24 protein-coding genes and 2 pseudogenes are annotated in these 25,620 nt (G+C 63.1%); 14 read left to right on the top strand and 12 right to left on the bottom strand.

Annotation, left to right across the window (positions count from 1 at the left end; all coding sequences use genetic code 11):
- From C5J26_RS33420 to glp, 9 genes and pseudogenes are all read left to right on the top strand, one after another.
- Positions 1-155 (top strand): annotated as a pseudogene (locus tag C5J26_RS33420) (IS30 family transposase); the annotation flags it as partial.
- Positions 156-340: 185 nt separating this feature from the next.
- On the top strand, positions 341-496 hold the full coding sequence (locus C5J26_RS28540) for a hypothetical protein (RefSeq protein WP_172746154.1): 156 nt from the start codon (positions 341-343) through the stop codon (positions 494-496).
- A 95-nt stretch (positions 497-591) separates the two neighbouring features.
- Entirely contained in the window at positions 592-939 is a 348-nt protein-coding gene (locus C5J26_RS28545) for a DMT family protein (protein WP_037082394.1), read from the top strand.
- A gap of 63 nt (positions 940-1,002) precedes the next feature.
- Positions 1,003-1,920, top strand: coding sequence for a DUF72 domain-containing protein (locus C5J26_RS28550; protein ID WP_105404843.1), 918 nt, complete (start codon positions 1,003-1,005; stop codon positions 1,918-1,920).
- A gap of 118 nt (positions 1,921-2,038) precedes the next feature.
- A complete protein-coding gene (locus C5J26_RS28555) occupies positions 2,039-3,922 on the top strand; it encodes a peptidylprolyl isomerase (protein WP_105404844.1) in 1,884 nt (627 codons plus the stop codon).
- Between the two features lie 19 nt (positions 3,923-3,941).
- On the top strand, positions 3,942-4,958 hold the full coding sequence (gene trpD, locus C5J26_RS28560) for an anthranilate phosphoribosyltransferase (RefSeq protein WP_046666893.1): 1,017 nt from the start codon (positions 3,942-3,944) through the stop codon (positions 4,956-4,958).
- A gap of 4 nt (positions 4,959-4,962) precedes the next feature.
- Positions 4,963-5,778, top strand: a complete 816-nt coding sequence (gene trpC, locus C5J26_RS28565) for an indole-3-glycerol phosphate synthase TrpC (protein ID WP_105404845.1) — start codon at positions 4,963-4,965, stop codon at positions 5,776-5,778.
- Positions 5,778-6,257 carry a cyclic pyranopterin monophosphate synthase MoaC gene (moaC, locus tag C5J26_RS28570; protein ID WP_046666895.1) on the top strand — a complete coding sequence of 160 codons (480 nt, stop codon included), beginning with the start codon at positions 5,778-5,780 and terminating at the stop codon, positions 6,255-6,257. The genes trpC and moaC overlap by 1 nt, the downstream gene beginning before the upstream one ends.
- 3 nt (positions 6,258-6,260) lie before the next feature.
- Positions 6,261-7,475 (top strand): gephyrin-like molybdotransferase Glp, encoded by a 1,215-nt coding sequence (gene glp / locus C5J26_RS28575; protein WP_105404846.1) that lies wholly within the window; start codon positions 6,261-6,263, stop codon positions 7,473-7,475.
- 59 nt (positions 7,476-7,534) lie between these two features.
- Here glp and C5J26_RS28580 read toward each other — a convergent pair whose 3' ends face one another.
- Positions 7,535-7,945 carry a VOC family protein gene (locus tag C5J26_RS28580; protein ID WP_245441310.1) on the bottom strand — a complete coding sequence of 137 codons (411 nt, stop codon included), beginning with the start codon at positions 7,943-7,945 and terminating at the stop codon, positions 7,535-7,537.
- A 113-nt stretch (positions 7,946-8,058) separates the two neighbouring features.
- Positions 8,059-9,201, bottom strand: coding sequence for a citrate synthase (locus C5J26_RS28585; RefSeq protein ID WP_105404905.1), 1,143 nt, complete (start codon positions 9,199-9,201; stop codon positions 8,059-8,061).
- Positions 9,202-9,280: 79 nt separating this feature from the next.
- Here C5J26_RS28585 and C5J26_RS28590 point away from each other — a divergent pair, with 79 nt between their 5' ends.
- On the top strand, positions 9,281-10,372 hold the full coding sequence (locus tag C5J26_RS28590; RefSeq protein WP_105404848.1) for a citrate synthase/methylcitrate synthase: 1,092 nt from the start codon (positions 9,281-9,283) through the stop codon (positions 10,370-10,372).
- Positions 10,373-10,379: 7 nt separating this feature from the next.
- Here the strand turns inward: C5J26_RS28590 and C5J26_RS28595 are convergent.
- The 5 genes and pseudogenes from C5J26_RS28595 to C5J26_RS28615 form a co-directional block, all read right to left on the bottom strand.
- Positions 10,380-11,151: pseudogene (locus tag C5J26_RS28595) on the bottom strand (SDR family oxidoreductase).
- Between the two features lie 135 nt (positions 11,152-11,286).
- Positions 11,287-12,915, bottom strand: a complete 1,629-nt coding sequence (locus C5J26_RS28600; RefSeq protein ID WP_172723839.1) for a CTP synthase — start codon at positions 12,913-12,915, stop codon at positions 11,287-11,289.
- Between the two features lie 135 nt (positions 12,916-13,050).
- A complete protein-coding gene (secG, locus tag C5J26_RS28605; RefSeq protein ID WP_038543050.1) occupies positions 13,051-13,521 on the bottom strand; it encodes a preprotein translocase subunit SecG in 471 nt (156 codons plus the stop codon).
- A 96-nt stretch (positions 13,522-13,617) separates the two neighbouring features.
- Positions 13,618-14,388 (bottom strand): triose-phosphate isomerase, encoded by a 771-nt coding sequence (tpiA, locus tag C5J26_RS28610; protein WP_105404850.1) that lies wholly within the window; start codon positions 14,386-14,388, stop codon positions 13,618-13,620.
- A gap of 144 nt (positions 14,389-14,532) precedes the next feature.
- Positions 14,533-15,417 (bottom strand): alpha/beta hydrolase, encoded by an 885-nt coding sequence (locus C5J26_RS28615; RefSeq protein ID WP_172746156.1) that lies wholly within the window; start codon positions 15,415-15,417, stop codon positions 14,533-14,535.
- Between the two features lie 195 nt (positions 15,418-15,612).
- Between C5J26_RS28615 and parE the strand changes: the two genes are divergently transcribed.
- Positions 15,613-17,664 (top strand): DNA topoisomerase IV subunit B, encoded by a 2,052-nt coding sequence (gene parE / locus C5J26_RS28620; RefSeq protein WP_105404852.1) that lies wholly within the window; start codon positions 15,613-15,615, stop codon positions 17,662-17,664.
- Positions 17,665-17,704: 40 nt separating this feature from the next.
- Here parE and C5J26_RS28625 read toward each other — a convergent pair whose 3' ends face one another.
- Positions 17,705-18,076 carry a DoxX family protein gene (locus C5J26_RS28625; protein ID WP_105404853.1) on the bottom strand — a complete coding sequence of 124 codons (372 nt, stop codon included), beginning with the start codon at positions 18,074-18,076 and terminating at the stop codon, positions 17,705-17,707.
- Between the two features lie 5 nt (positions 18,077-18,081).
- On the bottom strand, positions 18,082-20,631 hold the full coding sequence (locus C5J26_RS28630; RefSeq protein WP_105404854.1) for an HWE histidine kinase domain-containing protein: 2,550 nt from the start codon (positions 20,629-20,631) through the stop codon (positions 18,082-18,084).
- Positions 20,632-20,855: 224 nt separating this feature from the next.
- Between C5J26_RS28630 and C5J26_RS28635 the strand changes: the two genes are divergently transcribed.
- Positions 20,856-22,103: an AI-2E family transporter gene (locus C5J26_RS28635; RefSeq protein ID WP_245441314.1), complete on the top strand. Its 1,248-nt coding sequence runs from the start codon at positions 20,856-20,858 to the stop codon at positions 22,101-22,103.
- Here C5J26_RS28635 and C5J26_RS28640 read toward each other — a convergent pair.
- Positions 22,081-22,539 carry a GNAT family N-acetyltransferase gene (locus C5J26_RS28640; protein WP_105404855.1) on the bottom strand — a complete coding sequence of 153 codons (459 nt, stop codon included), beginning with the start codon at positions 22,537-22,539 and terminating at the stop codon, positions 22,081-22,083. The two genes, C5J26_RS28635 and C5J26_RS28640, sit on opposite strands and share 23 nt — an antisense overlap.
- A gap of 120 nt (positions 22,540-22,659) precedes the next feature.
- Here C5J26_RS28640 and C5J26_RS28645 point away from each other — a divergent pair, with 120 nt between their 5' ends.
- Positions 22,660-23,103, top strand: coding sequence for a hypothetical protein (locus C5J26_RS28645; protein ID WP_046607020.1), 444 nt, complete (start codon positions 22,660-22,662; stop codon positions 23,101-23,103).
- 8 nt (positions 23,104-23,111) lie between these two features.
- Here C5J26_RS28645 and C5J26_RS28650 read toward each other — a convergent pair whose 3' ends face one another.
- The gene (locus C5J26_RS28650) at positions 23,112-24,239 is read right to left on the bottom strand and encodes a DUF2336 domain-containing protein (protein ID WP_105404856.1); all 1,128 of its coding nucleotides are present in this window, start codon (positions 24,237-24,239) and stop codon (positions 23,112-23,114) included.
- Positions 24,240-24,427: 188 nt separating this feature from the next.
- Between C5J26_RS28650 and C5J26_RS28655 the strand changes: the two genes are divergently transcribed.
- Complete coding sequence (locus C5J26_RS28655) at positions 24,428-25,006, top strand: hypothetical protein (RefSeq protein WP_245441311.1); 579 nt, start codon at positions 24,428-24,430, stop codon at positions 25,004-25,006.
- Here the strand turns inward: C5J26_RS28655 and C5J26_RS28660 are convergent.
- The gene (locus C5J26_RS28660; protein WP_105404858.1) at positions 24,996-25,616 is read right to left on the bottom strand and encodes a flavin reductase family protein; all 621 of its coding nucleotides are present in this window, start codon (positions 25,614-25,616) and stop codon (positions 24,996-24,998) included. The genes C5J26_RS28655 and C5J26_RS28660 overlap by 11 nt on opposite strands.
- Positions 25,617-25,620: the final 4 nt, after the last annotated feature.

A 25,620-nucleotide genomic window follows, 5' to 3' on the forward strand; every position in this document is an offset into this window, starting at 1 on the left:
TTTCGAGAGAGGTCGATCCACTGTCGGTCACAGACACAGATCTGATCGAGATCTGCAACCACCTCAATGCCACGCCGCGCAAGTGCCTTGGCTATCGAACCCCGGCCGAAGTCTTCCGCAAAAAATTGCTCGCCCAGATGAGACACGCCGGTTAGCTTAAAGCAGCCCGCAAGTCGCGGTTCAGCATGAACTCACATCGGGAACGTTACAGACGAACGCTCGTTCTCTCTCTCGCTGAGGCTTCCCGGACCGTTGGCCTCTTCGTCAAGCTCGGCGCAAGCAAGCGTCCCTAACGTCGGCCTCACCCGGAATGATTCCGGTTCAGATTGAGGACAATGATATGTCGAACGAAACTACCCACCAGCCGTCCGAACAGTCGCTCGCGCTGTTCCTGCAGGACAACGACGCCGACAAGCTGACCGATATTCTGGTCGAGGCGCTCTACGAAACCTTCCGCATTCTCGAGGACGAAGTTCGTCCCGAAACGTTTCACTAAAACGTCCGTGCTGCTCGAGTGCTCGGACATGCTTGTCTTTCGCGTGCGAACATGATTGCCGTACGGCATTAGCAGCCCTCACGGATTCTCCCATCATGTTTGCAAGCGCCACGCCCTTCCTCACCATCGGCCTTCTGATTCTGTCGAACGTCTTCATGACCTTCGCCTGGTACGGGCACCTGAAATTCGAGAGCAAGCCGCTTTATCTCGTCATCATGGTGAGCTGGGGCATCGCCTTCTTCGAATATTGCGCCCAGGTGCCGGCAAACCGCATCGGCTACGGTTACTTCAATGCAGCCCAGCTGAAGACCATTCAGGAGATCATCACGCTCTCGGTCTTCGTCATTTTCTCCGTGCTTTATCTCGGCGAGCCAATTCACTGGAAGCAGATCGTCGGCTTCGGTTTCATCGCGCTCGGAGCGTTCTTCATCTTCACGAAATAGAGCGAATGCCGGGAACCGGCGCGCCACAGATGTGTTCGGGCCACCATGACGTCAGGTGGTGCGATGAAGAAGAGATCGGGCGATATCCGGATCGGCATTTCGGGCTGGACCTACAAGCCCTGGCGCGGCGTGTTTTATCCCGAGGGCCTGCCGCAGAAGCAGGAACTCACCTACGCCGCCGAGCATTTCCGCTCGATCGAGATCAACGGCACCTTTTACGGACTTCAACGGCCGGAGAGTTTTGCCACCTGGCATGACGCGACACCCGACGATTTCGTCTTCGCGATAAAAGGGTCGCGTTACATTACCCATATGCGCCGCCTCACCGACATCGAAACGCCCCTCGCCAATTTCCTGGCCTCCGGCGTCCTGCGCCTCGGCAAGAAGCTGGGACCCGTCCTCTGGCAGTTCCCCCCGCGGATGAAATTTTCGGCGGAACGTTTCGAGCCGTTTCTGAGGCTGCTGCCGAAGGCCACGGGAGATGCCGTCGACCTTGCGGGGCGGCACGATTCGCGCCTCGACGGGCGCGACTATGTGAAGACGGATGCGGATCGGCCGATCCGCCATGCATTGGAGATTCGCCACGACAGCTTCCGCTCGCAGGATTTCATCGACCTGCTGCGCCATTATAAGGTCGGCTTGGTCGTCGCAGACACGGTCGAGTGGCCTCTCCTGATGGATCTCACCGCCGATTTCGTCTATTGCCGCCTGCACGGCTCCGAGCAGCTTTATGTCAGCGGATATGATGACGAGGCTCTCGACCGCTGGGCGCAGCTCATCCGCCAATGGACGAAGGGTCGCGACCCGAAAGACGCGGAACGCGTGGGGCCGCCTTCCCCACCGCGTGCGCACGGCCGGGATGTCTATGTCTACTTCGACAACGACGTGAAAGTGCGCGCCCCGCGGGATGCCCAGGCCCTCGCCGACCGGCTTGATGCGGGGCCGATTTCGTCGATTGCGAAGACCGCCAGACGCGCCTGAACGGGAGGTTTTCGCTTTTCCGTCGGCATGCCTTCATTTCTATCTCGGTTTGATTTAGAGACAGTCCTTCAATCCGCCTTTTCCGGGCGGTAGGACTGTTCGCAAGGTATGTTGATAAATGCTTGATTCCCTCAGAAACGCCGCCCGCTCCTGGGTTGCCAAGTCGCTTCTCCTGCTTCTGGTTGCCTCGTTTGCCGTCTGGGGTGCTTCTCAGTCGTTGGTGACGACCGGCGGCAACACGGTGATGACCGTCGGGGACCAGCAGATTTCGAGCGAGGAATTCCGCCTCGCCTACCAGCGGCAGATCGCCAATCTCAGCCGCCAGTTCGGGACACAGCTGACGGCCGAGCAGGCCCGCGCCTTCGGCATCCAGAACGAGGTGTTCACGCAGCTCGCAGCCGGCGCCGCGCTCGATCAGCTTTCCGACGACATGAACCTCGGCCTTTCGGAGGACCGCCTCGCCAACCTGATCGCCGAGGACCCGGCCTTCAAGGGCGTCAACGGCCAGTTCGACCGCAACCTCTTCACCTCTCGCCTGCGCAATGCCGGCATTCGGGAGGACGACTACATCAAGGAGCGCAGCAAGGTCGCGGTCCGCAGTCAGATCGTCGAGGCAGTTTCGGATGGCTTCCAGCCGCCGAAAGTGCTGGTCGATGCCTTGAAGAGCTATCGTGACGAAACCCGCACGATCGACTACATCCTGCTCTCCAACGCCAATATCGATCCAGTGAAGGCACCGGCAAACGATGTACTCGCCGCCTGGTTCGAGGGCGTGAAGACCCGTTACCGCGCACCCGAATACCGCACTTTCACCTATGTGAAGCTGCAGCCGGGCGACATCGCCGACGCATCTTCGATTACCGACGAAGCGGCGCGCGCCGAATATGACAAGCGCAAGGACAGCTTCAAGACGCACGAAACCCGCACGATCGAGCAGCTCCCCTTCCCCAACAAGGAAATGGCGCAGGCGGCCGCGACGCAGCTGAAGGACGGCACCGCCACTTTCGACCAGATCATCAAGGATCAGGGCAAGACGGCGACGGACGTTCGGCTCGGCGATTTCACCAGGGAGAACGTGCCTGATCCGGCCTTTGCCGATCCGGCCTTCAAGGTCGCTGCCAGCGGCGGGACGACGCCGGTCATCGACGGCACCTTCGGCCCGGTCATCCTGCGCGTCACCAATATCCGCCCGGAGACGACGCGTTCGTTCGACGAGGTCAAGGAAGACATCCGCAAGCGGCTTGCCGTCTCTTCCGCGTCGCAGGAAGTTTTGAGCGTTCACGACCGTTTCGAGGACATGCGCAGCGGCGGCACCCCGCTCGAGGAGACTGCCAAGGCGCTCAACCTCAAGGCCGTCACCGTGACATCCGATGCCTCCGGCCGCGACGAGAAGGAGCAGCGCATCACCGAATTGCCGGCTTCCACCGCGCTGCTCGGCGATGTATTCCGGACCGAGCCCGGCGCCGACACCATTCCGGTCAACCTCGGCAATGACGGTTATGTCTGGTTCGAGGTGCGCAACATCGTGCCCGAGCGCGACCGCCCGCTCGCCGATGTGCGCGAAAAGGCCGTCGCCGACTGGACCGCCGAACAGCAGCGCCAGGCGCTCACCGCCCGCGCGACGGAGCTCAAGAGCCGCCTCGACAAGGGCGAGACGCTTGCAGCCATCGCCACCGAACTTGGCGTAGCGGTCGAAAACAAGCAGGGCCTGCGCCGTGGCGCCGAGGACGCGATCTTCGGCAACGAGGCGATTTCGGCGGCCTTCTCCGGCTCGGTCAACAAGACTGCGACAGCGATCGGTTCCGACGGTGAAAGCCGCCTTCTGATGAAGGTGGCCGCCGTCGACCAGGCAACGACGGATGCGGTTTCCGGCGACCAGCAGCTGCAGCAGATGGCGAACGCCGCCGGTGACGACATGCTCGATCAGATGGTCAACAGTCTGAAGACAAGCTACGGCGTGTCCGTCAACCAGACCGTCGTCGATCAGGCCATGCTGCAGTAAACCAGAGGGACGGCCGACCATGCCTGAGCTGAAACCCCTGCTTGCCAAGGTTGCCAATGGCGAGAGCCTCAGTCACGAAGAGGCGCGAGGCGCTTTCGACATCCTGATGTCCGGCGAGGCGACGCCCTCTCAGATCGGCGGCTTCCTGATGGCGCTGCGCGTGCGCGGCGAGACGGTTGCCGAGATCACCGGCGCGGTCGAAACCATGCGATCGAAGATGCTGCCCGTCTCCGGCCCTGCCGACGCCATCGACATCGTCGGCACCGGCGGCGACGGCCTCGGCACCTACAACATCTCGACGCTTGCCTCCCTGATCGTCGCCGGCTGCGGCGTCCCGGTCGCCAAGCACGGCAACCGGGCGCTGAGTTCGAAATCCGGCACTGCCGATACGCTGTCGGTTCTGGGCGTCAACCTGGAGATCGGGCCCGACCAGATCTCCCGCTGCATCACGCAGGCCAGTATCGGCTTCATGTTCGCCTCGATGCATCACGCGGCGATGCGCCATGTGGGGCCGAGCCGCGTCGAACTCGGGACCCGCACGATCTTCAACCTGCTCGGCCCGCTTTCAAACCCTGCCGGGGCCAAACGCCAGCTTCTCGGCGTGTTCGCGCCGAAATGGCTGGGACCGATCGCCGAAGTCCTGCGCGATCTCGGTTCGGAGACAGTCTGGATCGTCCACGGGGACGGCATGGATGAGATCACCACCACGGGCATTACCCAGGTGACGGCGCTGGAAGGCGGCAAGATCCGTTCTTTCGAACTGACGCCGATGGATTTCGGCGTTCAGCCTGCAACACTCGACGAACTCAAGGGCGGCGATGGCGTGCACAACGCGGCCGCATTGCGCGCAGTGCTCGGTGGTGCCAAGAATGCCTATCGCGATATTTCGCTCTGCAATGCGGCTGCCTCGCTGGTCGTCGCCGGCAAGGCGGAAACGATCGCCGACGGCATGAGGCTTGCCACCCGTTCGCTGGATGGCGGTCAGGCGGCTGCCGCGCTCGACCGTCTGGTTGCCGTCTCGAACGAAAAGGATTGAGGTCATGACGGATATCCTCAAGAGGATCGAAGCCTACAAGCGCGAGGAAATCGCCGCTGCCAAGGCAAGCGTACCGCTTGCGGAGCTGAAGGCCCGTGCAGCGGACCAGCCCTCCCCGCGCGGCTTTCATCGCGCACTGAAGGCGAGGCAGGATAGCGGTGCCTTCGGGCTGATCGCCGAGATCAAGAAGGCAAGTCCGTCCAAGGGCCTTATCCGCCCGGATTTCGATCCGCCTTCGCTTGCAGCAGCCTACGAAGCCGGTGGCGCCACTTGTCTCTCCGTCCTCACCGATGCGCCGAGCTTCCAGGGCGCACCGGAATTCTTGACGGCGGCCCGCAACGCCTGCTCGCTGCCGGCGCTGCGCAAGGATTTCATGTTCGAGACATACCAGATCCACGAGGCGCGCGCCTGGGGCGCCGACTGCATCCTGCTGATCATGGCCTCGCTTTCCGACGACGAGGCGCGCGAGCTTTACGACGTTACCGCCGAACTCGGCATGGACGCGCTGATTGAGGTGCATGACGAAGAGGAGACTGAGCGGGCGCTGAAACTCCCCTCGCCGCTGATCGGCATCAACAACCGCAATTTGCGCACCTTCGAGCTTAACCTCGAAACGAGCGAGCGGCTGGCGCCGATGGTGCCGGCCGACAGGCTGCTCGTCGGCGAAAGCGGCATCTTCACCCACGAGGACTGCCAGCGCCTGAAAAAGGTCGGCATCAACACCTTCCTCGTCGGCGAGAGCCTGATGCGCAAGGATGACGTGGCCGCCGCCACACGCCTTCTTTTGACCGGCGAGGCTACGGCCCAGGCGGCGGAATAATGGCTGGCCTCACCCATATCGGCGCGTCCGGCGAGGCGCATATGGTCGATGTCGGCGACAAGGCCGAAACCAGCCGCTCCGCGACCGCCGAAGGTTATGTCCGCATGCTGCCGGAAACGCTGGCAACGATCCGCGAGGGCAATGCCAAGAAGGGCGACGTGATCGGCACGGCGCGGCTGGCCGGCATCATGGCCGCCAAGAAGACCTCGGATCTCATCCCGCTCTGCCACCCGCTGATGCTGACCAAGGTGGTCGTGGATATCGCCGAGGACGAGGAGCTTCCGGGCCTCCGGGTGACCGCAACCGCCAAACTCACCGGCAAGACCGGCGTCGAGATGGAAGCACTGACGGCCGCTTCGGTCGCCTGCCTGACGATCTACGACATGGCCAAGGCCGTCGACCGGGCCATGGAGATCGGCGGTATCCGCCTTCTCGAAAAGACCGGCGGCAAATCCGGAACCTATCGCGCGGAGGACTGAGACATGGCGCTACTGCCCGTTTCCGAAGCGAAGAACCGCCTGCTCGGCAAGGCCAATCCGATCGGCACGGTGGAGACGGTCGCTCTTGGCGAAGCGGACGGTCGGGTCCTTGCGACGGACCTCGTTGCCCGCCTCACCCAGCCTCCCTTCGACGCATCTGCCATGGATGGCTATGCGCTCAAGGCTTCCGACGCACCGGCGATCGGGGCCGAACTGACCGTGATCGGTACCGCCGCCGCCGGCCACGCCTTCGAAGGCACGGTTGGCAAGGGCGAGACCGTGCGCATCTTCACCGGCGCCCCGCTGCCGGAAGGTGCCGATTCCATCCTCATCCAGGAGGATGCCGAAAAGCTCGAAGGCGACCGCATCCGCACCAGGTTCGAAGTCATCAGGGGCCGGCATGTGCGCCCCCGCGGCCAGGATTTCGCCGAGGGCGAAGCCGTGCTGCCGGCCGGCACGCTCATCGACTTCTCGCATCTGACGGTCGCTGCGGCCATGAACCACCCGGAGCTTTCCGTCTATCGCCGCCCCCGCGTCGCAGTCCTTGCAACCGGAGATGAGCTCGTCCCGCCCGGCGCCACGCCCGGGAGCGCGCAGATCATCGCCTCCAACACCTTTGGCGTTTCCGCGCTTGTGCGCGACAATGGCGGCGAGGTCCTCGATCTCGGCATCGTCCGCGACCGGCCTGAGGATATCACCGCGGCCATCGACAAGGCCCGTGCGGCCAAGGCCGACGTGCTGGTGACCCTCGGCGGCGCCTCGGTCGGCGATCATGACCTGGTGCAATCGACGCTGAAAGCGGCCGGCATGGAACTGGATTTCTGGCGCATCGCCATGCGGCCGGGCAAGCCGCTGATGGTTGGCGCACTGGGCGAAATGCATGTTCTCGGCCTGCCCGGCAATCCGGTCGCGAGCCTCGTCACCAGCCTGCTCTTCCTCGAACCGCTGATCCGCAAGCTCGCGCACCTGCCGGAGAAGCGCAGGGAGGTGCAGGGCGTCGCGGCAAGCAAACTTCCCGCCAACGACCAGCGCCAGGATTATCTGCGCGCCAGGCTGACGAGAGACCGCGACGGCAATCTCGTCGCGGAGGCCTTCGCGAAGCAGGACTCATCGATGATGAAGATCTTTGCCCATTCCGACGGCCTCATCATCCGCCCGGCGCACGCGCCGGAACTGCCGGCCGGCGCGCCCTGCCCGATCCTGCTGATCCGCCCTTGAGCTGATCGGGTCCGTCCGGCGCCCGGTCTCCATCCGCGAGCCGAACGGCCGCGACGAGACTATTCCTCGTCCTGCTCCCGCTCTCGCTCCGTCAGCACCCAGACGTGACCGGCCGGATCGAAGATCGAGGCAACCTGGCGACCATCCATGTCCGTCTGGATCCTGTCGCGCATCATGCCGCCGAATTGGAACGCCGCCTCGACCACGCTTTCGACATCCGGCACCGTCAACTGGAAGATCGTGCTGACGGCGCCGTCGTTTTTCGGATGGTAAGGCCCCTGATAGGAAGGTGCTGACTCCCTTTCCGGATCGGATCCGCAGACGACAATGCCGATCGGTCCGAGCTGCAGCTCGATCATCATCAGGCGCAGCATTTCATAGGAATTCGTTTCCGTGGCGCCGAAGACGTTCTTGTAGAACTCGGCCGTGTCGCGTTCGCGCCCCTGTGCCACGAACAGGCTCAAACTCAAGCTGAAATTACTACCCAACATCGTCCATGCTCACCCGTGATTCCCCGGCAGGATAAAGGAGTTATTGTGGTGGTGTCATGTCAGCCGTGGAGGCCTCCGGCCTTTAACGGACGCTATACACCGGATTCGCCGCCGGGGCCTGTATAACGCGCCCGTGGACGGATCAGGTGTCCGCTCTCAACCTGCTCCATGGCATGCGCCAGCCAGCCGGCGGTGCGCGAAAGCGCGAAGATGACGAGCGGCGCGTCTTCAGGGAGCTTGAAGGTCGCAGCAAGCGATGCCAGTGCGAAATCGATGTTGATCGGCTCGCCGAGCAGTTCCTCCCCCGCTTCGGCGAGCGTGACGTAGAGCGGTGGCGCTTCGAAGCTCGCCATCAGCGCCCGTGCCCGCGGATCGCCATGCGGATAGAGCCGGTGGCCGAAAGGCCGGACGACGCCTTCCGAGGACAGCATGCTGCGGATCGCCTCCCGCACGCCGACCGAAGCCGCCTTTTCCGCGAGCACCGTGACGCTGGTCCAGGCGCCGCCATGCCGCGGGCCTGTCAGCGTCGCAAGGCCGGAAAGCGCCGCAGCGGAGAGTGCGGCGCCCGACGACGCCGTCACGCGCGCCGCGAAGGCGGAAACGTTGAGTTCATGTTCGGCCGCCAGCACCAGTGCCCTGCGGATCGGCTCGGCCGCATCGGGCCGCTGCCAGCCGAGCGCCAGCCGCTCATGCAGGGGCAGCGGTTCCGGCCACGGCGCAAGCGCCATGGCGACGGAGGATAGCACGTCGGCTGCTTCCGCGCGCAGGATGGAGGGTTTTCGCCGCAGCGCCGGCAGGTCGCTCATCACCCGGGCGGCAAGCCCGGCAAAGGCCGCAGCCATACGGTTGGCGCCGCTTTGCCCTGCCCCGCCTGCGGTGACGCGCACGCTTTCCGTATCCCAGAGGAGTGCGGCGACCTCTTCCAGCGTCGCATGTTCGCAGAATTCGACGGCATCGCGGCCGCGATAGAAAAGCCGCTCGCTGGAAATCGTCGAGATTGTCGTCGGCAGGACCGGGTCGCCCCAGCGGATCGCGTCCGCTGCCACCGCCGCCGATTGTCGCCGCCCGGCATGCCGTTCCGAAAGGCGCTTGACGTCGTCGGCTTGATAGAGGCTGCGGCGCGGATCGGCAGGATCCGCCTTGGCGCGGATGCGGCCGCGGCTGACATTGGCATAAAGCGTCTGCGGTTTGGTCCCGAGGCGGGAGAGAGCTTCTTCGGCGGTGATCCAGAGCATGTTCATATTGATCGATTACATCAAGATTGACGTCAATAAGACTAGGTCGGATCATCACCTTCGTAAAGGAGAAACACTCATGAAAAACAACGGACTTGAAGATGTCATCGCCGCCGAGACTCGGCTTTCGGACGTGGACGGAGAAGCGGGCCGCCTCGTCATTCGCGGCGTATCTCTCGACCTGCTTGTCGAGCGCGCGACCTATGAAGACGCTGCAGCGCTGCTCCTCGATGGCTTCCTGGAACGTCCCGTCACCGCGGCCGATCTCAAGGCCCGCCTCGGCCAGGCCCGCGCCGAAGTTTTTGCGCATGTGCGCGCCGCAGATGCCGCACTTCTGAACCTGCCGCCTGTCGATGCCATGCGCGCCCTGATCGGGCGGTTGCCGGACGGCGAGGATTTCGAGACGACGCTTCGACTGCTGGCCGCTCCCGCCGTCTTCCTGCCGGCCGTGCTGAGGCTGCAGAAGGGAGAGATGCCGGTGGCGCCCACCCCGTCGCTTTCCCAGTCCGCCGATATCCTCGCCATGCTGAACGCCAGCCTGCCGACGCGTGAACAGGTCGCAGCGCTGGACGCCTATCTGGTGACGATCGCGGATCACGGTCTCAACGCCTCGACCTTCGCCTCGCGCGTCGTCGCCTCAACCGGCGCTGGCCTCACGTCATCGGTGCTGGCTGCCATCAGCGCGCTCAAGGGGCCGTTGCATGGAGGGGCGCCGGGACCGGTGCTCGACATGCTGGATGCGATCGGCAGCGACGACAACGCCAGGACCTGGCTCGGCCAGGCGCTCGATCGCCGCGAGCGGCTGATGGGGTTCGGGCACCGCATCTACCGCGTCCGCGATCCCCGCGCCGATGCGCTGAAAGGCGCATTGGCGCCCTTGGTCATGACCGGACAGGTGGACCCCGACCGCATACGGCTCGCCGAAGCCGTCGAGCAGGCGGCGCTCGCCATCCTCAGGGAGCGCAAGCCGGACCGGCCGCTCGACGTCAATGTCGAGTTTTACACGGCCCTGCTCCTCGATGCGCTGAAATTTCCGCGGGCTGCCTTCACCGGCGTCTTTGCGATCGGCCGCACGGTCGGCTGGATCGCCCATGCCCGTGAACAGGCGCTGGAAGGTCGGCTGATCCGGCCCCGCTCGGTCTATGTCGGCCCCCTGCCCCAGGCGGCATGACTGGCGATCACATCTGGATGGACATGCCGCCGTCGACGGTCAGCACATGGCCATTGACGAAGGAGCCGGCGTCGCTTGCCAGGAACAGCGCGGCGCCGGCGATCTCTTCGGGCCGGCCCCAGCGCTGCAGCGGCACGCGCTGGCGCATGAATGCGATCATGTCGGGTTCCGCGGAAATCGCCGCATTGGTCTCGGTGGCGAACATGCCGGGCGCAATCGCATTACTAGTGACGCCGAATGGACCGTATTCGACTGCCAGGCTTCGCACCAGACCGGTCAGGCCCTGTTTGGCGACGGGATAGATGGCATCGCCCGAACGGGCCATGTTGCCGATGATCGACGTGACCGAGATGAGACGGCCATGGCCCTGAGCCTTCATGATATCAGCGGCCTTGCGGGACAGCGCGATTGCCGAGAGCAGGTCGGTCTGGATCAGGTTGAGGATTTCGGCACTCGCTGAACGCTGCAAACGGGCGCCGGTCGCGGGCGCCGACATTGTTGACCAGGATATCCAGCCGGCCGTGATCTGTGTGGAGTTTTGCGATCGCCTCGCGTCCGGCATCGAGATCTGCGACGTCAAAGGCGGCAGCGCTCGCCTTGCCGCCCGCACCCTTGATGGAAGCCACTGCCTGTTCGAGCAGGTCGCCGGAGCGGCCGCTGAGCACCACATGCGCGCCGGCCTCCGCCAGAGCCTTGGCCATCTGCAGGCCGAGCCCTCGGCCGCTGCCGGTCACCAGCGCCACGCGCCCGATGAGGGAAAATCTGTCGAAAATGGCCATATCGCACCGCTGAAATGAAAAGAGCAATTCGGCGAAGCATAAGGGATGTTGAAGCATTCCCGCCAGTGCGAAAACAGAAGGTCTCCGCCTGACGGCAAAAAGGCAGGATGCGAGACCCTGCCTTTTTGAATTTGCTCAGACGAGGCGACTCTGTTCCAGGGCTGCTTCGATGAAGCTCGCAAACAGCGGATGCGGATCGAGCGGCCGGCTCTTCAGTTCCGGGTGGTACTGGACGCCGATGAACCACGGATGGTCCGGATATTCGATCGTCTCCGGCAGCACGCCATCCGGCGACATGCCCGAGAACACCAGGCCGCAGCTTTCCAGCCGGTCCTTGTAGTCGACATTCACCTCGTAACGGTGGCGGTGACGCTCGGAAATATCGGTCGAGCCATATATCTCCGCGATCTTGGTTTCCTTCTTGAGCGCCGCCTTGTAGGCGCCAAGGCGCATCGTGCCGCCGAGGTCACCGGCGGCCGAGCGGACTTCGAGCTCGTTGCCCTTGACCCATTCGGTCATCAGGCCGACTACCGGCTCCTTGGAAGGGCCGAATTCCGTCGACGATGCCTTCTCGATGCCGGCGAGATTGCGGGCAGCCTCGATGACGGCCATCTGCATGCCGAAGCAGATGCCGAAATACGGCACCTTGCGTTCGCGCGCGAAACGGGCCGCATTGATCTTGCCCTGCGAGCCGCGCTCGCCGAATCCGCCCGGTACCAGGATACCGTGAACCTTTTCGAGCCAAGGTGCCGGATCTTCCTTCTCGAAGATTTCCGACTCGATCCACTCAAGGTTGACCTTGACGTGGTTGGCGATGCCGCCGTGATGCAGCGCCTCGATCAGCGACTTGTAGGCGTCCTTGAGGCCCGTGTACTTGCCGACGATCGCGATCGTCACTTCGCCTTCCGGGGTGCGGATGCGGTTGCAGACCTCTTCCCAGGCGTCGAGGCGCGGCTTGGGGGCCGGTTCGATGCCGAAGGCGGCGAGCACCTCACTGTCGAGGCCTTCCTTGTGATAGGCCATCGGCACGTCGTAGATATTGGCGACGTCGAGCGCCTGGATGACCGCGGACGGGCGGACATTGCAGAACAGCGACAGCTTGCGGCGTTCGGCCTCCGGGATTTCCCGGTCGGCGCGCACCAGCAGGATGTCGGGGGCAATCCCCATCGCCTGCAGCTCCTTGACGGAATGCTGGGTCGGCTTGGTCTTCAATTCGCCGGCCGCCGGAATGAACGGCATCAGGGTCAGGTGGAGGTAGATCGCGGTGCCGCGCGGCAGGTCGTTGCCGAGCTGGCGGATCGCTTCCATGAACGGCATCGCCTCGATGTCGCCGACCGTACCGCCGATCTCGCAGATGACGAAATCATAGTCGTCATTGCCTTCGGTGACGAAATCCTTGATCTCGTTGGTCACGTGCGGGATCACCTGGACGGTCGCGCCGAGATAGTCGCCGCGGCGTTCCTTGTCGATGATGTTCTTGTAGATGCGACCCGTGGTGATGTTGTCGGTCTTCGTCGCCGAGCGCCCCGTGAAGCGCTCGTAGTGACCGAGATCGAGGTCGGTTTCCGCCCCGTCGTCGGTGACGAATACCTCGCCGTGCTGCGTCGGGCTCATCGTGCCCGGATCGACGTTGAGATAAGGATCGAGCTTCCTCAGCCGAACCCGGTAACCTCGTGCTTGTAACAAAGCTCCGAGTGCCGCGGCCGCAATTCCTTTTCCGAGGGAAGAAACCACGCCGCCAGTTATGAATACATATCGCGCCATGGGATTCACCGGATACCTTTTCATTGGTGATTCCGCCAGCCCAAATCGTCTGCTTTATAAAAACGGCTGTGGAATCTTCACAAAATAAAACCGGCAGGCTTTTGGCCTGCCGGAGCTTCAAACGTTGACCGAGCCTTATTGGCCGGTCGGAACACCCGTCGGCGCAGCCGGAGCGGCAGGCGCCGAACCGGTCGCTGGGGCCGCAGGAGCGGGCGTTGCAGGGGCAGCACCAGTCGCCGGGGCTGCCGGAGCGGATGCGCCGGAACCGGACGGAACGCCGTTGCCTGCCGGAGCGGGTGCGGGTGCCGGGCCGAGCTGGTCGAGAATGCCGCCGCCGGTGCCCTGCTGGCTCTGCGGGATGCGGTTCAGGATGTCGCTCGGACGGGATTCGTACCGCGCGAGGATGCCGAGCGCCAGCGAAGTGATGAAGAACAGCGTCGCGAGGATGGCGGTCGTGCGGGTCAGCGCATTGGCGGTGCCGCGTGCCGACATGAAGCCGGAGCCGCCGCCGATGCCGAGCCCGCCGCCTTCGGAGCGCTGGATCAGCACGACGCCGACAAGCGCCAGCACGATCATGAGATGAATAACGATCAGAACGGTCTGCATGAATTAAAGATCCCTGCCCCTCGACGAGGCAATAGAAGAAGATTGGCGGCTCTTTACATGAGGCTCGCGTGCATTCCAAGCCCTTATCAAAAAGCTTTAGGCCGTCAGTCCCTCATAGACCCGATAGATGGCGAGAAAGTCCTCGGCTTTCAAGCTCGCGCCGCCGATCAGTGCGCCGTCGACATTCTCGACGCCCATCAACTCCCGGGCATTGCCGGGCTTGACCGAACCGCCATAGAGGATGCGCATCTGTCTGCCTTCGTCGCCGAACCGCTGGACGAGTTCTGCCCGCATGAAGGCATGGGCGATTTCGATATCCTTGACGGTCGGCGTCAATCCGGTGCCGATCGCCCAGATCGGTTCATAAGCGACGACGGTGTTGGCGGCGTTTGCCGAGAGGGGCAGCGAGCCGAAAATCTGACGTTTCAGGATATCGAGGGTCTGGTAGGCGTCGCGTTCGTCGCCGGTTTCGCCGATGCAGACGATCGCCGTCAGGTCGGCGGCATAGGCAGCCTCCGCCTTGGCGCGGACCAGATGATCGGTCTCCGCGTGGTCAGCACGGCGCTCGGAATGTCCGACGATCACATAGGTGCCGAAACAGTCGGCGATCATCTCCGCGGAAATGTCGCCGGTATGGGCGCCGCTGAGGTTCTGGTGGCAATCCTGGCCGCCGATTTCGAGCGGACTGTCGGTCGCCAGGGCGGTTGCGACATAGAGCAGCGTCGCCGGCGGGCAGATCAGCGTATCGACCTTTTCTGACAACGGTCCGATCACGCCATCGGCAATCGTCTTGATTTCGGTCAGGAACTCGCGGGTGCCGTTCATCTTCCAGTTTCCGGCAACGAGCGGGCGCACATCAGGCGTCATAGGCAAATATTTCCTCTCCGTTCGGTTCCGACCAGCAAAACCGAGGCCTCCGTCTATTCGGGAAACTGTTTTTAGACATATCCTGCGTGAATTGGTATGCAAAAGACAGGTTTTGGTTCAGGACCTTAGTTAACGGCCGGCATTTCAGTGGCCGGTCAGGAGAAAATTCAGGACCTTCCGCCAATCGACCATCCGGATCGGCGTGCCGTGGCTGCCCGTCGCAAACAGCGTGAACCGGGTCGGGTAGCGTGCGGCCTTCAGCTTGCGATAGACCGCTTCCTGATCCTGCGACTTGTAGACGCTGTCGCTGCCGCCATGCGCGAAATAAATGGGAAGCTTGCGCTTTGCCAAAAGCGATTTCGGCAATTCCGGGTCCGGCGGACCGCCGAGCTGGGCCATGCCCTTCAGATACCGGACGGCCTGCTCGTCGCGGCTGATGCCCTGGCATATAAACCCGCCCATCGACGCGCAGGCGAGGATCACCGGCCGTCCGGACGAACGGTCGAACGCGTAGCGGATCAGCGCGGCGATATCGGCAACCCCTTGGTCGTCGAACGAGGTGACGCTCGGTGAATAATAGGTGCCGCCATTGCCGGTAGCGAGGTTCTTCAGGCGGTTGAAATTGCCGCCGAACGTATAGTCGTTGACGCCGAGCCGGCGGTCACCGCCGCGGCCGTGGATGAAGATCACCGTGAAAGCGGCGCCGTCCACCTGTCCCACCCAGGTGACATCGAGCCGGCGCCCGGCCAGATTCAGCGTCTCGTTCTGTTGATAGCGCCTGACGCCCAGGGAAACATACTCGTCCTTGACGCGCCGTTCCGGCTCGCGGTCGCGGCCGTTGATGTCGCGCATTTCCTGGTAGTCGATCACCTCATAGGCGCCGCCGTCCAAGGATTTCAGCACCGTCATCTGGGAAAAAAGCTCATCCTTGAAGGGCTTTATCGGCCCTTGCTGCGCTTGCGCTGAAGCTGCGGCAAGAGTTGAGAGGACAGCAAGAAACGTGCCGAAAATGAAATGAACTGTGGACATGCTTTGTTTCATCCGGTTCCTTCAGCCTCGCAAGCTTGCCATGGCCCGATCGGCGCAGCATTGGTGAAAAACGACCGTTTCCATGCGGCATCGCGAAAAAGCCGGGTTTCTGGCAGAATCGCGAGTGATTCGAAACAGCACGAGATGGGTATGGCTTCCTCTTCCGCACCCCGACAGGTAGTACCGACGCAGCCAATGGATGACAATAACGACCTTTTTGCCGATTTGCCGGTGACAGCCAAGGCGGTCGCCGCCGAACCTGCGCCCGCCCTCAAGGCCGAGCCCTCGACACCGCGCCCGGCGCCGACGACACTGTCCGGCGACGACTACGGCGCCTCCTCGATCCGCGTGCTCGAGGGCCTGGAACCGGTCCGCATGCGCCCCGGCATGTATATCGGCGGCACCGACGAAAAGGCGATGCATCACCTCTTCGCCGAGGTCATCGACAATTCGATGGACGAAGCGGTCGCAGGCCATGCGGACTTCATCGACGTACATCTCGATGCCGAGGGCTTCCTGACGGTCACCGACAACGGCCGCGGCATCCCCGTCGAGAATCACCCCCAGGTTCCGGGCAAATCGACGCTCGAAGTGATCATGACCAAGCTGCATGCGGGCGGTAAGTTCGACGGCAAGGCCTATGAGACATCCGGTGGTCTGCACGGCGTCGGCGTTTCCGTCGTCAATGCGCTCTCCGATCTTCTCGAGGTGGAAGTCGCCCGCAATCGAAAACTCTATCGCCAGCGTTTTTCGCGCGGCATGCCGCAGGGCGGCCTGGAGGAACTCGGCGACGTCCATAACCGTCGCGGCACCAGGGTGCGCTTCCATCCCGACCCGCAGATCTTCGGCGACCATGCGAAATTCGATGCCGGCCGCATCTTCCGCATGGCACGCTCCAAGGCCTATCTGTTCGGCGGCGTCGAAATCCGCTGGAGCTGCGATCCGGGCATGGTTGCCGCCGGCGGCGACATTCCGGAAAAGGCGGTCTTCCACTTCCCCGGCGGCCTGAAGGATTATCTTTCCGCCACGCTCGGCAAGGACTTCACGGTGACGCGCGAGATCTTCGCCGGTCGCACCGAAAAGACGGGCGGCCACGGCGCCATGGAATGGGCGATCACCTGGTATGGCGGCGATCCGGAACTGCATTCCTATTGCAACACCATCCCGACGCCCGAGGGTGGGACGCATGAGGCGGGTCTGCGCATCGCGCTGACCAAGGGGCTCAAGAATTATGCGGACCTGACCCAGAACAAGCGTGCGAAGGAAATCACCACCGATGACGTGATGATCTCGGCGGTCGGCATGCTCTCGGTCTTCATCCGCGAACCGGAATTCGTCGGCCAGACCAAGGACAAGCTCGCGACCGTCGAAGCCCAGCGCATCGTCGAAAACATCCTGCGCGACCCCTTCGACCACTATCTTGCCGGCAATCCGGCGGAGGCCGCGAAACTCCTCGAATGGGTGATCGAACGCGCCGAAGAGCGCCTGCGCCGCCGCAAGGAAAAGGAAGTCAACCGCAAGACGGCGGTGCGCAAGCTGCGCCTGCCCGGCAAGCTCGCCGATTGCTCGCAGAACACCGCCGAAGGTGCCGAACTCTTCATCGTCGAAGGTGACTCGGCAGGTGGCTCCGCCAAGCAGGGCCGCAACCGCGCCAACCAGGCCATTTTGCCCTTGCGCGGAAAAATCCTCAACGTCGGCAGCGCCAGCCGTGAAAAGTTGTCGGCCAACCAGCAGATCGCCGATCTCATCCAGGCGCTCGGCTGCGGCACCCGCACCAAATACCGCGAGGAAGACCTCCGCTACGAACGCATCATCATCATGACCGATGCTGATGTCGACGGCGCCCATATCGCTTCGCTGCTGATCACCTTCTTCTACCAGGAAATGCCGGAACTCATCCGCGGCAACCATCTCTATCTGGCGGTGCCGCCGCTCTACGTCCTGCGCCAGGGGGGCAAGACCGTCTATGCCCGCGACGACGCCCACCGGGCGGAGCTGATGGAAACGGTGTTCAAGGGCAAGAAGGTCGAGATCGGCCGCTTCAAAGGCCTCGGCGAAATGATGGCGGCGCAGCTGAAGGAAACGACGATGGATCCCGCCCATCGCACCCTGCTGCGCATCTCGATCGACGACGTGGATTTCGAAGGCACCCGCGAAGCCGTCGACAACCTGATGGGCACCAAGGCGGATGCCCGCTTCCGCTTCATCCAGGAGCGCGCGGCGTTTGCCGAAAACCTCGATATCTGAGCCGGATTTCCGGCTCCGACATTTTCAAAGGCCCATATTTTCAAAGAGCTTGGGCGGCCACGATCAGCAGGCCGCCGATCACGCCGATATTGGCGATCCAGCCATTGATCGCGCCGTCGCGCGGAAAGCCGTCCTTGTTCCAGAAGTCGAGCATTATCCACGAGGCGATGAGCGTGAAGGCGACAAGCCCAAGTGCCGCCCAGCCGGCGTAAAAACCGAAGATCACCATCAAGCCGGCAAACACCTCGAAGATACTGCCGGTGATCAGTACTTGCCCCGGACGCGGTATGCCCCGCGCAGCCATCGGCGCGATCACCGCGGGAAGGATGAAGAAGTGCCGGACGCCGGCCACCACGAAAAGGCCCCCGATGAGCACGCGTCCGAAGACCATCAGGAATTCCGATGTGGTCATGGAAGTCAGCTCCGTTCGCCAAGCACCTTGGTAACCGCCCCGATCAACGCGACCGCCTCATAAGGCTTGAGGACGACAGGCGCAGAAAAGCTTGCCGGGATGATCGACTTGTCGCTGTAGCCGGTCGCAAAAATGAACGGAATGTCCCGGCGGATCAGTTCCTCGGCGATCGGCAGCGATGTGCCGGAGCCGAGATTGACGTCGAGGATCGCGACGTCGAACCTGAACTCCTTGAGCTTGCGGAACGCATCGGCGACAGAGGGCGTCGTCGTCACCTTGTCGATGCCATGCTCGGCAAGCATCGCTTCCACGTCCGCGGCGATCAGCATCTGGTCCTCGACCAGCAGGAATTCGAGATCCTGAAGCCGAAGCGTAGCCGTGTCATCGCTGACGGCGCTGCTGCTTTCCTCGGTTTCGACTTCCGCCAGCTCATCATCGCCATGGATGTGTTTCGATGGCACCACGAAGCGCGCCCTCACCCCTTCGGGCGGATATTCGATCTTCGCCTCGCCCTCCAGCTCGTAAGGCACGCTGCGGGTGATGAGGACGCTGCCAAAGCCGGCGCGTGACGGGAGGTTTACCGGCGGCCCGCCGTTCTCGGTCCAGACGAGTTCGCAATCGTGGTTGGCAAGCCGTCGCCACTCGACATCCAGCCGTCCGCCATTAACGGAGAGCGAACCGTATTTTGCCGCATTGGTCGACATCTCGTGCAAGACCAGCGCCATCACCGAAAAGGCGCGGCTGTCGAGCCATATGCGCGGGCCCCTGAGCGTGACGTTGCGCGTTCCCTCCCTGTAGGGCTTCAGCTCCGCTTCCAGAAGATCGGACAGCACGCCGCCGTCGCCGCCGCGCACCACCTGGTCATGGGCGAAGGCGAGTGCTTGGATGCGCCCCTTGAGCGAGCCGACATAATCCTTGAGGCTGACGTCGGCATCGACCGAGTGCCCGACCAGCGCCTTGATCACTGCAAGGATGTTCTTGACCCGGTGGTTGAGCTCCTCGTTCAGCATTCGCTGGCGCACGTCCGCCTTGCCGCGTTCGTCGGCCAGCAACTCGTTGTGATGCAGGACCACCTCGACAAGCACGGCGCGGATCGCGTCGGCGATCTCGCGGTCGGCATCGGTCCAGGGCTGTGCCTGCTGATGCACCATTTCCTTCCAGATGGCAAAACTCTTGCGGGGCGTCAATCGGTCGCCGAGCGGCCCCGTCTCGTAGGATTTTTCAGGATTGCCCGCCCAGTCGAGCGTCTGCACCTTTTCGCGGCGGAAGAAGAACAGGTAGTCGCGCGGCCTCTGCGAAAGCGGGATGGCCAGCAGGCCGCATATCGTGTCCGGAGAAACGGGCAGCCCTGGCAGATCTACGGAGAGCTGAAAGCTGGACCAGATCCTGCCGCCCGAGGCACCGCCGACAAGTTCGGCGAGCTCCGCGATCAGGTTCTGCGGCGGCACGGCCCCATCGCCGGTCCAAACGCCGTCGAGCAACAGGCCGACGCCGTCGCAGGTCAGCATCCGGCTGAATTCTCCAAGCGAACTGCGCAGCAGGCCGGTGATGTCCGCGTGGTGGGAGGCGGCCTGCAGGAAGCGGTCGAGCGACCGTCGCGCCTGACCCGCGGTCTCCATGAGCTGCCGCTGTCTCAATGCGCTCAGATGCAGCGAGAAGAACTCACCGAAGGTTTCCGCCGCCACCCGCTGCGGCATCGAGAGCACTTTCGGAGAATAATGGTGGCAGGCGATCAGGCCCCAGAGTTCATTGTCCACCACGACCGAAATCGACATCGAAGCGGCGACGCCCATGTTGCGCAGATATTCGCAATGGACGGGCGAAACGCTGCGCAGGTGCGCGAAGGACAGATCGAGCGCCTCGCCGGTCTCGTCGGTTTCCGGCACGATCGGGATGCGCGGGTTGCTGGCGTTGGAAATCACCCGCACCGTGTTCTTGACGTAAAGCGCGCGGGCCTGTTTCGGGATGTCGCCTGCCGGGAAATACTGGCCCTTGAAGCTTTCGAGGTCGCGCCTCTTGTATTCGCTGACGACTTTTCCGGCGCCGTCCTCCTCGAAGCGATAGATCATCACCCGGTCGTAGCCGAGCATGGCATAGATCAGCCGCACCGAGCTTTCGATCAACCGGTCGAGGCTGGCGACGTTGCGGATGCGGCTGATCAGCATGCGCGCCACTTCGAGCGGCTGGTCGGAATCGGTCGAGGCAGGCTCGAACTCCAGGATCACCTTCGATTCGAAACGATGGATCGCGACGTCGAAAGCGGCCCCGGAGGCAAATCTGAGACCATGCCGAAGCGCCGGTCGCGCCGGGTTATCGGAGGTGGCGAGCGCATTGCGCAATGTGTGCGCCGCCTCCCCGCCGACGATCTCCTCCAGCCGCCGGCCGTTGATGTCTCCCGTGATCGAAAGCATGTCCGCCACATTGGCGGAGTGTTGCACGATCTCCGCGCCAGCGGCGTCGCAGGCGATAAGGCATCCATGGGGTTGAATGCTGCCGGGGATATGGATCGGCTCTCGGTCGCAATTGCTAAGGTCGACCGCATCCCTGTGAGGCATGTTACAAGTCCCTGAAGACAGTCCGGCCAATACAATGGGGACAGCAGACGCTTCGGCATCCTTAAGGTTAGGAAAACGTCATCAAGAAGGTTTGCATCGTATTTCCGGCTCTGCCGGAAGGTGATTTCATATTTCTATCGCATCTGCCGTCTAGGGCAAGGAGTAAGCTTCCTTTTAATGGATGACGCATTAGTCTTGTACCAGCGGACCTCATAAGCCATATGATGGTGAAAACGAAAAAAGGAAATTCGGTGAGCGGAAATAACGATCGCAGAGGCCCGAAAGAGCCGCGCTGGCTTGGGCCGGTCGCACCGAGCAGGGTCGCGCTGATCCCGCCGATCTCCGCTGCTCGCTGGCTTCTCGTGCTCGTCGCCGCTGCCGGCATCTATTTCTTCCACGGATTCCTGGTTCCGGTTCTGGCCGCCCTGGTGATCGGCTTTGCCAGCTGGCCGCTTTATCGCGAGCTGCTGCGCCGGACCGGCGGCAACACCACCATCGGCGCCTCGCTCGCCATCATCTTCATTCTGACCTTCCTGATCGTGCCGATCGGCATCGCGATCTCCTATACGATCGGAGAAGTGCGCCAGTGGATCATCTGGGCGGCTGAAGTGAACCGTTTCGGCGCCCCGCCGCCCGCCTGGATCACCGGCCTTCCCTGGGTCGGCGAATGGCTGGGCATCCAGTGGGTCCAGCATGTCGGCTCGCCCGGTGCGGTCGGCGAACTCATCCAGATCGTCTCGGGCGCCAATATCGGCAATATCTACCGCGCCATCGTCGCGGCAGGCGACGGCGCCTTCCATCTGGTGCTGACGCTGCTCTTCATGCTGATCGCTCTGTTCTTCGTCTATCGCGACGGCGGCTCCTTCAGCGAGCAGATCGACCTTCTCGGCGAGCGCATCCTGCCGACCCGCTGGGAACGCATCTCGCGCATCGTTCCAAGAACGATCAGCTCCACCGTGACCGGTCAGACGCTGATTGCGATCGGCGAAGGTATCGTGCTCGGCATAGCCTACTGGATCGCCGGCGTCCCCTCGCCCGTCACCCTCGGCGTATTGACCGGCCTGATGGCGCTCATCCCCGGCGGCGCGCCGCTGTCTTTCACGCTGATCTCGTTTTATCTGGTCGCCAACGGTGCCTATGTCGCCGGCGGTGCGCTTTTCCTCTGGGGCACGGTCGAACTCTTCATCGTCGACAAGACGCTGCGGCCGCGCTTGGTCGGCGGTCCGATCAAGCTTCCCTTCCTGCCAACATTCTTCGGACTCGTCGGCGGTGTCAGCACCATGGGTTTCCTCGGCCTGTTCATCGGCCCGGTCCTGATGGCGCTACTCGTCTCGATCTGGCGCGAATGGATCCGGGAAGTGAAAATGGCCGATGTGACCGAGGTCGAATCGGCCGACCTGGCCAAAGGGCCGGCGACGTCCCCGGACCTTCCGCCCGATCTTCCCGTGGTCAGGAAAGTCTCTTCTCCATGAAGATGCTGAGCGGATCGGGCCGGTAGTTCGAGAACGGCCCGATCTCTGAAAAACCGTAGGCGCGGTAAAGTCCGATCGCCTGCGGTTGATGGATGCCCGTTTCCAGCCGGATCGCCGACAGGTGGAGCTCGCGGCCCCGTTCCAGGATCGCATCCATCAGCCGTCTGCCGAGTTTCAGCCCTCGCGCCGCCTCGTCGACGAACATCCGTTTGATCTCCGCGGTGCCGTCACCCGCCTCGACCAGCGCACCGCAGCCCAAGATCGTGTCTCCATCGCGCGCCACGAAGAAGGAGACGCCTGGACCCTCGAGTGTCGCGACGTCCACCATGTGATTGCTCTCGGTGGGATAGAGCGAGGCCGCATAGGCGTTGGAGAGTTCAAGAAGCTTCAGTACGCCCGCCTGGCGTGGCGGTTCAATCGCGATCGTGACGGTCATTTCTGCCTCCGGGAGCTTTGGTAAAAGCATGACTTAACGGATGCGGCATGCCTGTGAAACCTGCCTTGGTCGGGCCAAGATTGTTCGATCTAAGTCATCCACCACATTCCAGGGGACGACATGAATTCCGCACTGATTGTCATGACCATTCTCGGCTGCAACGACGCCGGAACGGACTGCCACTATATTGCCACTGCTGAAAATCGCTGGCCGAGCATCGAATTGTGCAATTCCGTGTCGGAGCAGCAGCTGTCCGGTTATGCCAACCAGCCCTATCCGATGCTTATCGCCGTTTGCCAGAAGCCGGAAGCCGCCGAGATCGCCAATGCGCCGGTGCCGCGGGCTCGACCCGAGACGCCGCCGCCCGCACCAGCCGGACAGCCGGCCGCGACGCTTGCTCAGGAACCGGTGACGCAGCAGGAGAAGGAAACGCTTGCGGGCCGCGCCATCCAGCGGGTCAAGACCGTGCTTCCGACCACCGAAGGGGTGAAAACGCTGATGACCAGTCCGGTGCGGCTGGTCGAGAACGGCTATTCCTGGGTCGCCAAGAAGTTCCAGCGCTAAGCAGGCAGTTACGCCGCCAGCGACACTCCGTTTGCGTAGGACCGTGCGCTGAGCCGGACTTCCAGCCGATGCAGCTTCTCGATCATGTCGAGGAGGTCGGAGACCGGCGAAAGCTGCATGTCCGACCGCTGGAACTTTTCGAGCAGTAGGCCGGCAATATTGTCGAGCGCGCCGGTTGCCGCCGCCTTGCGCCAGAGGAAGACCGCTTCGACAAAGACGGCCGCGATATCCCGTCCGAGGCCCGAGGCTTCGAAGAGCGCCCGCACCGCATGCATACGGCCAGTCGCAAGGATTGCCCGCACGCGACGGTCGTCGAGCCCGGAAAGCGATACCATTGCGCCTGCGAAGAAATCGACCTTGCCGCTGCAGAGCGCATGGATGAGAAAGGCGGGCGTCAGCCGTCCGGCGATACGCAAATGTTCGACCAGACCGGGGATTTCCTCCTGCAGCACGGTGCCCGCAATCGCGACGGCCGCAGCCTCGCCCGCTTCGCGGGTCATGTGTTCGATCCGTGCCGGCGCCATGCTCGTCTGCACCAGTCCGGAGCCGGCAAGTGCTGCGGTAATGTGGTTGACGAGCATGTGGCGGGCGTCCGCAGGCAGCACGTCGCGCTCCAGCAGCAGGTTGCGGATTTCGCAGCAATGCCCGAACCGCTCGGCGATCCGCCGGAGCGAAACCCGGGTGATCGAGGCGGTCTCGTTTTCCAGCAGAATGGTGACTTCGCATTCGTCGCCAATCTCGGCGATCGCGGCCGCGACCCCGCGCGAAAGGTTCGGCCTTGCGGCGATCATTCCACGGGTCAGGCTGTCGCTGCGCCCGGCAAGGTCGACGAGGTCGTTTTCGGTAAGTACCGGCGAACAGGCGATGACCGTGCAGGCGATCTCCGGCTGGTCTTCGGCAAGGCATACGATGACGGCCCGCGGCGCATTGGGAGAGTCCGCCAGAGCCTCCGCGAGCGCCAGGCGCACGTGCGGCGATGGATCGTCGAGGAGATAGGTCATGGCAAGGCCCGCGGCGCGATGCTGCTCACCGCCCATGGGCGAGTGGAGATAGGCCCGGCCGAGAGCATTGGCCGCCTTCGCCTTCTCGCCTGTTCTTGCCGTTTCTGCCCAACGAAGAAATGCCTGTACGATCACACTCGGCCTCGACTACACATGCCAGTTCGGATCTGGCTGGCTTGATCCGTCACGCTAATGCCAAAAAGTTTAAGATTGGTTCACCACGTTCCTTAACCATGGCGAAGTCCTTGAAAATACGGTCCTGGTTTATCGTCGCCCCGTCTGCTGAGGCCTCAACGGTCCACTCGGCGGACGCGGATGTGGTCGTGCTCGATCTCACGGGCCTCCCTGAGTCGCGGAATGCGGTTGGGGATTTCTGCCGGGCATGGGCCGACTTGGCGCCGGTCGCCGGCCTCTCGTTTCTCCTGCCGGCTTTCTCTTCGGCACGGACGGAGGCCGCCATCGATCTCGCCATCCAATATGGCGCCGCTTCGGTCGTGCTTTCGGGCGCCCGCAGCGGGGCCGAAGTCCAGAGGCTCGACATGGCTTTGCGCGTGGCGGAAATCCGCGCGGGGCTGGCGCCAGGCAAGACACGGATCGTCGCGCTTGCCAATGCCTCCGGCATCCTTGCCGCTTCCAGCTTCGAACGCTGCAGCAATCGCCTGGCGGCCCTCGGCTGGGAAGGCAGCTATGATCCCTCCTCCGATACCGCGCGTGTTGCGGCTGGAACCATCGCGCTCACCGCCGCCGCTACAGGCATAGCGGCCGTCGACGTCGTCTCGCCCGCGGGGGACGCGGCTGCCTTCCTGTCTGACTGCGAAAGAGCAAGAGCGAACGGCTTCTCCGGCAAGCTCTGCCGCAGCTCCGATCAAATTCCGATCGTCAATCGGATTTTCAGCGTTTAGGCTCGGCGCCGGCCGGCCGGGTCATCTCGAACACGTCCGCGCCGCCGTCGGCATAGTCGCGATAACCCATGCGCGCAATCGGCCGGGCAAGCCCCATGTCGATCCGCCCGCCCCGCAGGATCTCTTCGCTGACATGGATGCCGACCACCTGGCCGAAAACCATGTAGGCCTCCGCCGGCTTGCCGTCCAATCCGATCGGCTGGATTACCTGCGTGACGCGGCATTCCAGCACCGTATAGGCCTCCGCGACATAAGGCGCATCGATGAGTTCCGCCATCTTGGCGGTCAACCCGGCCACCTCGAACTCGCTGACGCCGTAGGGCACCGGCTCCGAGGAGGCGTTCATCTGCTCGGCCAGATGACGGCTTGCGAGGCTTGCTGTGAAGACGCCGGTTTCCTCGGCGTTCTTCAGGCTGTGCTTTCGGCCGCTGGAGGAAAACATCACCAATTTCGGGCTGTCGGAAATGGCGTTGAAGAAGGAATAGGGCGACAGGTTCATGGACCCGTCCCTGCCCTTCGTGCCGATCCAGCCGATCGGGCGGGGCGCGACGATCGCCTTGAAGGGATCGTGCTTCAGTCCATGCTGGTTGGTGTCGGTCGTGTAGAACATCGAA

This window comes from Neorhizobium sp. T7_12 (assembly GCF_002968535.1).
GTDB classification, from domain to species: Bacteria; Pseudomonadota; Alphaproteobacteria; order Rhizobiales; family Rhizobiaceae; genus Neorhizobium; species Neorhizobium tomejilense.

Coding starts and splice junctions, on each gene's coding strand:
- C5J26_RS28540 (WP_172746154.1), top strand. CDS start 341: ATGTCGAACGAAACTACCCACCAGCCGTCCGAACAGTCGCTCGCGCTG.
- C5J26_RS28545 (WP_037082394.1), top strand. CDS start 592: ATGTTTGCAAGCGCCACGCCCTTCCTCACCATCGGCCTTCTGATTCTG.
- C5J26_RS28550 (WP_105404843.1), top strand. CDS start 1,003: ATGAAGAAGAGATCGGGCGATATCCGGATCGGCATTTCGGGCTGGACC.
- C5J26_RS28555 (WP_105404844.1), top strand. CDS start 2,039: ATGCTTGATTCCCTCAGAAACGCCGCCCGCTCCTGGGTTGCCAAGTCG.
- trpD (WP_046666893.1), top strand. CDS start 3,942: ATGCCTGAGCTGAAACCCCTGCTTGCCAAGGTTGCCAATGGCGAGAGC.
- trpC (WP_105404845.1), top strand. CDS start 4,963: ATGACGGATATCCTCAAGAGGATCGAAGCCTACAAGCGCGAGGAAATC.
- moaC (WP_046666895.1), top strand. CDS start 5,778: ATGGCTGGCCTCACCCATATCGGCGCGTCCGGCGAGGCGCATATGGTC.
- glp (WP_105404846.1), top strand. CDS start 6,261: ATGGCGCTACTGCCCGTTTCCGAAGCGAAGAACCGCCTGCTCGGCAAG.
- C5J26_RS28585 (WP_105404905.1), bottom strand. CDS start 9,201: ATGCTCTGGATCACCGCCGAAGAAGCTCTCTCCCGCCTCGGGACCAAA.
- C5J26_RS28590 (WP_105404848.1), top strand. CDS start 9,281: ATGAAAAACAACGGACTTGAAGATGTCATCGCCGCCGAGACTCGGCTT.
- C5J26_RS28600 (WP_172723839.1), bottom strand. CDS start 12,915: ATGGCGCGATATGTATTCATAACTGGCGGCGTGGTTTCTTCCCTCGGA.
- secG (WP_038543050.1), bottom strand. CDS start 13,521: ATGCAGACCGTTCTGATCGTTATTCATCTCATGATCGTGCTGGCGCTT.
- tpiA (WP_105404850.1), bottom strand. CDS start 14,388: ATGACGCCTGATGTGCGCCCGCTCGTTGCCGGAAACTGGAAGATGAAC.
- C5J26_RS28615 (WP_172746156.1), bottom strand. CDS start 15,417: ATGTCCACAGTTCATTTCATTTTCGGCACGTTTCTTGCTGTCCTCTCA.
- parE (WP_105404852.1), top strand. CDS start 15,613: ATGGATGACAATAACGACCTTTTTGCCGATTTGCCGGTGACAGCCAAG.
- C5J26_RS28625 (WP_105404853.1), bottom strand. CDS start 18,076: ATGACCACATCGGAATTCCTGATGGTCTTCGGACGCGTGCTCATCGGG.
- C5J26_RS28630 (WP_105404854.1), bottom strand. CDS start 20,631: ATGCCTCACAGGGATGCGGTCGACCTTAGCAATTGCGACCGAGAGCCG.
- C5J26_RS28635 (WP_245441314.1), top strand. CDS start 20,856: ATGGTGAAAACGAAAAAAGGAAATTCGGTGAGCGGAAATAACGATCGC.
- C5J26_RS28640 (WP_105404855.1), bottom strand. CDS start 22,539: ATGACCGTCACGATCGCGATTGAACCGCCACGCCAGGCGGGCGTACTG.
- C5J26_RS28645 (WP_046607020.1), top strand. CDS start 22,660: ATGAATTCCGCACTGATTGTCATGACCATTCTCGGCTGCAACGACGCC.
- C5J26_RS28660 (WP_105404858.1), bottom strand. CDS start 25,616: ATGTTCTACACGACCGACACCAACCAGCATGGACTGAAGCACGATCCC.